The organism is Nitrospira sp. BLG_1, assembly GCF_047338595.1.
In the GTDB taxonomy this organism is placed as follows: Bacteria; Nitrospirota; Nitrospiria; order Nitrospirales; family Nitrospiraceae; genus Nitrospira_D.
Genome location: NZ_JBLFBO010000115.1, coordinates 1 through 2047 on the forward strand (window position 1 = coordinate 1; position 2047 = coordinate 2047).

General features: G+C 51.8%; 2 protein-coding genes and 1 pseudogene. All 3 read left to right on the forward strand.

Annotated features, from left to right (window positions below):
• Nucleotides 1–504 precede the first annotated feature (504 nt).
• Nucleotides 505–1209, forward strand: a complete 705-nt coding sequence (locus ACMTNU_RS20540; protein WP_413937151.1) for a hypothetical protein — start codon at nt 505–507, stop codon at nt 1207–1209.
• 102 nt (nt 1210–1311) lie between these two features.
• Nucleotides 1312–1797, forward strand: a complete 486-nt coding sequence (locus ACMTNU_RS20545; protein WP_413937152.1) for a hypothetical protein — start codon at nt 1312–1314, stop codon at nt 1795–1797.
• 87 nt (nt 1798–1884) lie between these two features.
• Nucleotides 1885–1992 (forward strand): annotated as a pseudogene (locus ACMTNU_RS20550) (antibiotic biosynthesis monooxygenase); the annotation flags it as partial.
• Nucleotides 1993–2047: the final 55 nt, after the last annotated feature.

The following is a 2047-nucleotide window of genomic DNA, read 5'->3' on the forward strand; positions in this document are numbered from 1 at the left end:
AGTGAGGGGGCAGTATGCCCCAATGGTGTGTCTAAGGAAATCGTGGGGCGGAGGAATAGGTGCAACATTTCTTCGCTATCGCCCGGAAGATTGAATTTGCAGCTACACCGAATGGGTGAGGGGATCGGTAGGCACAGGACGGATCAATCGGACTGGAGGGTATGTGAGCATAGCCTCCACGCGACCCAAACCGATCGACCACCTGATTGAAAAGCAGCCGTTCAACGTCTGTGTTCTGTGGTAGGCGGTCCTCCGTTCCTTGAAATGCGTCGAGCATGCGGCAGCAGTGGGATGGGGATGTGAATCTTTCCAATAAGTGGAGGGGGCATATAGGGATCCGGATAAGACTCCGTGAGAAATGGTCCCGTAGGCGCAATTCATTGAAACGATAATAGTTATGGCGTATTGTTCGCGAACAGTAACGGCATAGCAAACGGATGGGAACTGGTCTATCAGGCTTCTACGAGGATCCGCCTAAACAAAGTTAGGCAAACCGGGAGAGACATGACAGGCCCGTGGACAGAAGGACCGAGGGAATTGTTGCAACACGCGGCGGATCACCTTCGCCTCGGGGGCGACTTTGATAGGCGTATTGCCATGATAAGCGTCGACAATGCTGTAGAACTTGCGGTGAAGACTTACCTCGGCCTACCGGAGCGTGTCCGCGGAGCCAAGGGTCCTGGACGCAAGGATCTCGAGGAAGCGAGCGAATCGTTTCCAGCGCTGCTCAACCTACTCGATCAACACGCGGGCAGTCGGCTCTTAGGTATCGACCTTGGCGACGTTGAGTGGTACCACCGATTGCGGAACCAGCTCTACCACTCGGGCAACGGCATCACCGTCGAGCGAGCCAAGGTCGAAGCGTATCTCCAAATCACGCTCTCGCTCTTTGAGAATCTCTTTGGAGAACGTCCTCGAATCGATGAGGCGAGCGCAGCCGACACGAAGACCGGCGAATTCCTGAGACTCTGGTCTGTTTTTGACCATGGATTTAGGGCTAAGCTTCCGCCGAAGGAGGACTTCGCCTACTACTGGAAGAGGAACTTTCTCGAGAAGATATCTGTGGAAGCTGCGGAACTGTGGGATGGCCTTCGAGCTTTCCGAAACAACCTTGTGCACAGTCTCGACACTCCGACGATAGCTGATTTTGAACGGCGCATTTCTGAGCTCAAGCGGCTGATGCAACTTGTCGGGGTCGGGGCTGCCTAACTTGGTGTTACGGTTGATGATCTTGCCGCGCATGCGCAGGGTGTAAGATCTTCGGACAACTCGGCGGCCAGCTCGAAGCTGAACGCCCATATCTTATACGTCATGAATCGAGTCGGAGACACTCTGCTTCATCTTGCCGCTAATGAAGAGATCGTTCGTGCATTCAATCAATACGACGTCGATTTCATTCTTATCGGCGGTCTCGCAATTTCGTGGCATTGCACACAGCGCAAGGCGGATGACATGGACCTTTTAGTAAATCCGAGTGAGGAGAACTCAATGCGCATCGCTCGAGCGTTAACGAACATTGGTCTTAACGGTTTCCGAGACAACTCATTTGTGACTCTCGGACTGCAAGCTCCTTTGAAGCAGAAGCACTATGCTGAAATCCTCACGCCCAGAAAGGGCGGGCTATCCTATTCAGAAGTGGCATCAGACGCCGTTGCAGGAAAATTGTTTGGAATGCCAATAAAATTGGCATCGATTTCAAGTCTTTTGAAGATGAAGCAAGAGGCAGTGGCTTCAGTAAGCGAGCAGTTGCAAAAGCATCAAGCCGATATCGTTTTGCTAAGGAACAATGACATATAACAACCGCTTTAAGGTAGACCATCCAAATTACTACGCGATTTACCAGACTACTTAAGCACAGCGTTCGGACTATTCAAAGGCACTTACATGCAACACGTTTTAATCATTCATGAAGTCGAAGCATATCCGGCCTGGAAGGCAATTTTTGACCAAGCCGCGGACATGAGAAAACGGGCGGGAGAAATAAGCTACCAATCCTCCGCCCCACGATTTCCTTAGACACACCATTGGGGCATACTGCCCCCTCACT

Bases quoted from the DNA above. Each gene is read 5' to 3' on its own strand.
- ACMTNU_RS20540 (WP_413937151.1), top strand. From the start codon at position 505: ATGACAGGCCCGTGGACAGAAGGACCGAGGGAATTGTTGCAACACGCG.
- ACMTNU_RS20545 (WP_413937152.1), top strand. From the start codon at position 1,312: ATGAATCGAGTCGGAGACACTCTGCTTCATCTTGCCGCTAATGAAGAG.